At 39.1% G+C, this 4525-nt stretch carries 6 protein-coding genes; 3 read left to right on the top strand and 3 right to left on the bottom strand.

Annotated features, from left to right (window positions below; all coding sequences use genetic code 11):
- Positions 1-83 precede the first annotated feature (83 nt).
- From K6G87_RS05300 to K6G87_RS05290, 3 genes are read left to right on the top strand one after another with little or no spacing between them, the layout of a single operon-like run.
- Positions 84-1418, top strand: coding sequence for a serine hydrolase domain-containing protein (locus K6G87_RS05300; protein WP_296834741.1), 1335 nt, complete (start codon positions 84-86; stop codon positions 1416-1418).
- A 40-nt stretch (positions 1419-1458) separates the two neighbouring features.
- Positions 1459-1902 (top strand): LytTR family DNA-binding domain-containing protein, encoded by a 444-nt coding sequence (locus K6G87_RS05295; RefSeq protein ID WP_296834739.1) that lies wholly within the window; start codon positions 1459-1461, stop codon positions 1900-1902.
- Positions 1899-2282, top strand: coding sequence for a hypothetical protein (locus K6G87_RS05290; RefSeq protein WP_296834737.1), 384 nt, complete (start codon positions 1899-1901; stop codon positions 2280-2282). The genes K6G87_RS05295 and K6G87_RS05290 overlap by 4 nt, the downstream gene beginning before the upstream one ends.
- A 58-nt stretch (positions 2283-2340) precedes the next feature.
- Here the strand turns inward: K6G87_RS05290 and K6G87_RS05285 are convergent, their stop codons facing one another.
- From K6G87_RS05285 to K6G87_RS05275, 3 genes are all read right to left on the bottom strand, one after another.
- A complete protein-coding gene (locus tag K6G87_RS05285; RefSeq protein ID WP_296834735.1) occupies positions 2341-3459 on the bottom strand; it encodes a hypothetical protein in 1119 nt (372 codons plus the stop codon).
- Positions 3456-4019, bottom strand: a complete 564-nt coding sequence (locus K6G87_RS05280; RefSeq protein ID WP_296834733.1) for an RNA polymerase sigma factor — start codon at positions 4017-4019, stop codon at positions 3456-3458. Before K6G87_RS05280 ends, K6G87_RS05285 begins: the two co-directional genes overlap by 4 nt.
- A gap of 192 nt (positions 4020-4211) precedes the next feature.
- The gene (locus K6G87_RS05275; RefSeq protein WP_296834731.1) at positions 4212-4439 is read right to left on the bottom strand and encodes a hypothetical protein; all 228 of its coding nucleotides are present in this window, start codon (positions 4437-4439) and stop codon (positions 4212-4214) included.
- Positions 4440-4525 lie beyond the last annotated feature (86 nt).

Genomic DNA, 4525 nt, shown 5'->3' with positions numbered 1-4525 from the left:
GTAGGTTCCTATATGATCAGGGGAGATCCGAATCTGATATTTGGATCGCTGGGCTAAGCCTATACCCGTCAGGAGGAATCATTTTGAAAAAGATAAAAGCTTTATTTTTAATAATTCTGACAGTAGTTGTTTTGATAACTGCTGCCTATCCTGCGCACGCTTTTGATAAGGATATCCTTATTTCAGATTATGTAGAGGAGTTCTCCTTAAAGACCAAATGCAGTGCAGTCAGTGTGGCTATTGTTCAGGATGGAGGTTCTGAATTAATAGGGGATGCTGATGGCTTATATCAGATAGGATCATTAACTAAGGCATTTACTGGACTCGGAATACAAAAGCTTATAGGCGGCGGTATAATTAACGAAGATGATAAAGTATCCAAATGGCTTCCGGGATTTACAGCATATTATGGCAGTGACCCTTTTGATATAACTATTGAGCAGCTTCTTACTCATACAAGCGGATATACCAATAAAGAGGTCGATTACCCAAGTGCTCAAGACGATATGACCCTTATGGAATGGGCGGATACAATAAATAGAAGTAGTCTAAGTTTTGAACCGGGAGCCAGATACGCATATTCCAATGTTAACTATAATCTTTTAGGCGCGGTGATAGAGAGTGCAAGCGGCAGATCTTATAAAGAGTACATGGAGACAGAAGTTCTGCTTCCGCTTGGCCTTAAGAATACATATGTAGAAGTTTTAAGCGAAAATGTGTCCATAATACCAGGATCAAGGCTTGGATATCGCCATAGCTTTGCTTATGAGATTCCGGTAGTACCTGGAAAGATACCGGCAGGATATTTTTATTCCAATGCTAAAGACATGGCGAGATGGTTGCAGATATGGATGGGAATTGCTGATATCCCGGATGAATACAAGGACCTTGTGAACAGGGTAAAAGAGAACCTAGGTGACAGCGCAGATTATTATTCAGGATGGGAGCTTTTTGAAAACGGAACAATTGGTCATTCCGGAGGAACCCCCAATTATTCATCAAGAATTGTATTCTCTGATAAAAGGCAGATAGGTGTATGCGTCCTTACTAACATGAATGTTGCAGCATCAACCGATAGTTTATGCGATGGAATATATACTTTATGTGATGGTGGTAATAGCGGGAATATACAGATGGATGTCTGGACTGTATTTGATATGATATTCTCCTTCGTAACAGTAGTTGGATTATTGCTGATTGCTTTTTCTATTTGTATTAAAAAGCGTAGCGCTTTGATAGTGACAGAATTAGTTCTGATCATCCTTTTAATAGCTATATGTGTTATGATACCTATGATATTTGGAGCAGAACTTGGAACTATAATAATCACATGGGCACCTTACAGTTTTATTGGAGGACTGCTCATGCAATGTGCAGCTATAATCTCTATAGCTATAAAACTTTGGATAATAAAATGAGAATAGAGATTTCTATAGCTATTAAGCTTTGGATAATAAAATGAGAATAGAAAAAAGACAAGTAGAAGGGCAGCCTTTGACTGTCATTATAGAGTATCCCAAGTGGAGCGAATCGGTAGAAAGCCTGGTCAGAAAAATAGGCAGGATGGATATGGCGTTTACAGGAAGGATTGACGATAGATCCGTTAACGTAAGCTTATCCGACATTTATTATATTGAAAATGTCGAGAGAAAGCTTTTCCTTTATACCAAAGATACGGTTTATAGGTTTGACGGATCTATGTCAGATATTGAAGGGGGGATTTATGACACAGGGCTTGTACGAATATCCAGAACATGTATCATGAACACCGAATACTTAAGGGAGATAAGGCAGATAAGGAATAGTCATCTTGAGGCAATCATGGATAACGATGAGAAACTCATAGTATCTAGAAAATATCTTCCTGATATTAAGAAGATTTTTAAGAGGAATGGTATATGAAAAGAATCTTAAGAGATACATGTATATTGGCTGCATTAATGATACTGTGCGTCTTTACAGTTTCTATAATATGGGTTGGGCTTACAGATGAGATAAGACTTGTGATAGAACTTTTTCTACTGTCATTTATAATAACCCTGGCCAACTGGTTTATAGATGAATTCATTTCGCTCTCGATCCTGCTGTGCTACGTGGTAAAATATGTGGTCGCAACCGGAATAGTAATGCTATTTGGTTTTATTGCAGGCTGGTTTTTTAGAAGCAATTTCTGGATGGCATTTATTTATGTCGGTATCGTTCTCATTTTGGCATATTTGGTTGATGTCATTAAGACAAAGAAGGATATTGAATTCATTAATTCAAAGATAAAAGGACGATAACTTGAATATAAAAATAGGCAATACCGCTTCTTCGTATTGCCTATTTTTTACCATCAATTTATTCTGGCAGGACAACTTCAACAATCTCTGCATCTTCATAGTCACTTGTTCTTATGTAAAGAGATCTGACTTCTGACACATCGATTATACGCTGGAAGCAGGCTGACGATACAGCTTTTTCCATGGAATCATCCGTGTAATATGATGATCCGCCATTACTTATGTACTTGTAGTTAGTTCCATCTGTTAGCCCGACCCCCATAAATTCCGGGATTCCGTTACAATCCTCATACTCTTCAAGCTTGCCATTTACTTTATAATTTACAACAATCGAGATAGGAGTTATCTCAATAGTATCGATAGTGCTGTCTGTTCCTGGAACTTGTTTATTAACAGTGATCACCTTGGCATTACTTACCTGTGGAAGTTCAAGGTCAAAGCTCCAGCTTCCAGAAGCAGTAGGTGTAAGCTCGCATTTATCTGTATATATGCCAAGCTGTGTAAATTCCATATGGAGCGTCTGGCCCAGAAGGCTATCTGACATATCTGCAGCGGATACCATCAGGTTGTACTGAAGATCACCGTTTTCATCAACATAGTGCGTGATCATCTCACCATTTTCTGTAGTCTGGAGAGGAGTCCCATCTTCGTACTCACCCATGCCATCTTCATTAGGAACAATTCCGTCAAAAAAGCTCCCTGAACCATTTAACCATGAATGAATGCTGTCTGGATCATCCCCGAGATAGTATGTGGTTTCAGCTCCAGGCTCTTCAAGCCCTTCTACATTAAGTCCTGATACTTTAAAAGAAACATAGGCATAGTGGGCATCTGCGATAATAGTGTCTGGAACGATTGTTATGCCCTGATCTGTTACCGCATAAGCTGAATAATCTGGCTCTTCGGAATAAACAATTGCCTGCCCCTGCTCTATGAGGGTCTGCTGCTGAACATCTGTGGAGCTTACCATTCCGGTCATTCCTCGTCCCCAGAAATGGTGGATAGCTGCGACAGCAGTAGCTGTAACTGTTGCAAATAAAGCTATGCCGATGAATGCAGCAAATGGCAGATTTTTGCTTGCTCGAACCACTTTGATCTTTGTAGAATAATTATATGTATCAGCAACTATCTTATCATCTATGCCGGTCATGGCTTTAAATATATCTTCACTTCTCATGATGCCAGATAACCCTCCTTTACCAATCTGCCCTGGAGCTTCTTGCGAAGCCTTCCAAGAGTAACTGTAACATTGTGTCTTGTCATGCCATACCTGGTGGCGATGTTAGATATTTCTTCTGCGTAAAAATATCTGCTGGTAAAAATGTATGCATCCCTTTGATCTAGGCTGTTTACAAAATCTCTGATCATACTTTCAAGCTCTTTTTCCAAAATAGTGTCCTCAACGTCGTTACCGGCTGGAATGCACTCGGCAAGTTCATCCAGGACTTCGTTAATAACGCCGCCTCCACGTTTTGAACTTCTGCCTGCGTTAAAGATGTTAAGTGCCAGATCTCTTGTAATCTTAGCTATGAATGCTCTGAAAATCCTCGGCCTTGTAGGCGGAATGCGGTTCCACACCTTTATGTAGGTATCATCAAGGCATTCCTCGATGTCCTGTTCATTCCACAGTATGTTTTTGGCTATAGTTTTGCAGTATTTTCCATATTTTAAATCCGTCTGTTCTATGGCTTTTTCATCACGCCTGAAATACAGATCTATAATTTCTTCGTCTTTCATAGATGCTCCCTTCTTGGTATTTGTAAGCGCTTTACACTTATATAGCCAAGAAATATTTCTAAAAGTCACAATTTTATTTTATGACGTAAGGGTCAAAAGTCATATTATTGTATAGTTTATGAAGTTGCCTACAGCTAATGCGTTACATATGCTTTGTAGCTGTGGGCATTTGATTGTTAATTGCCCAAAATATCAGTTAATACAGACATCCAGTAGAAGACTACTGAAACTGATCAGAAAGTCAAATACATATTCGCCTGAATTATTGCAATAGCTTACAAACTCAGGGATATCCAATGTTATATCCCATTTAAGCTCATACGGTGCGTCCGGGTCTAGCGTTGTAATAGTCATACTGACTTTCTTGGCACTTGGATCTGTCATTTTGCGTGCTTTATTTAGGATATCATATTTTTCCATAGACACCTCCTTGAAATAAATATTTAGTTTTGCGTGTTATGTGGATTAAAGCCGGATGTCGGCCAGATGGAAGATCATACTTCCAA

This window comes from Butyrivibrio sp. (assembly GCF_024699075.1).
The sequence above is the reverse complement of the archived record's forward strand: the minus strand, read 5'-3'. Positions and strand labels throughout refer to the sequence as shown.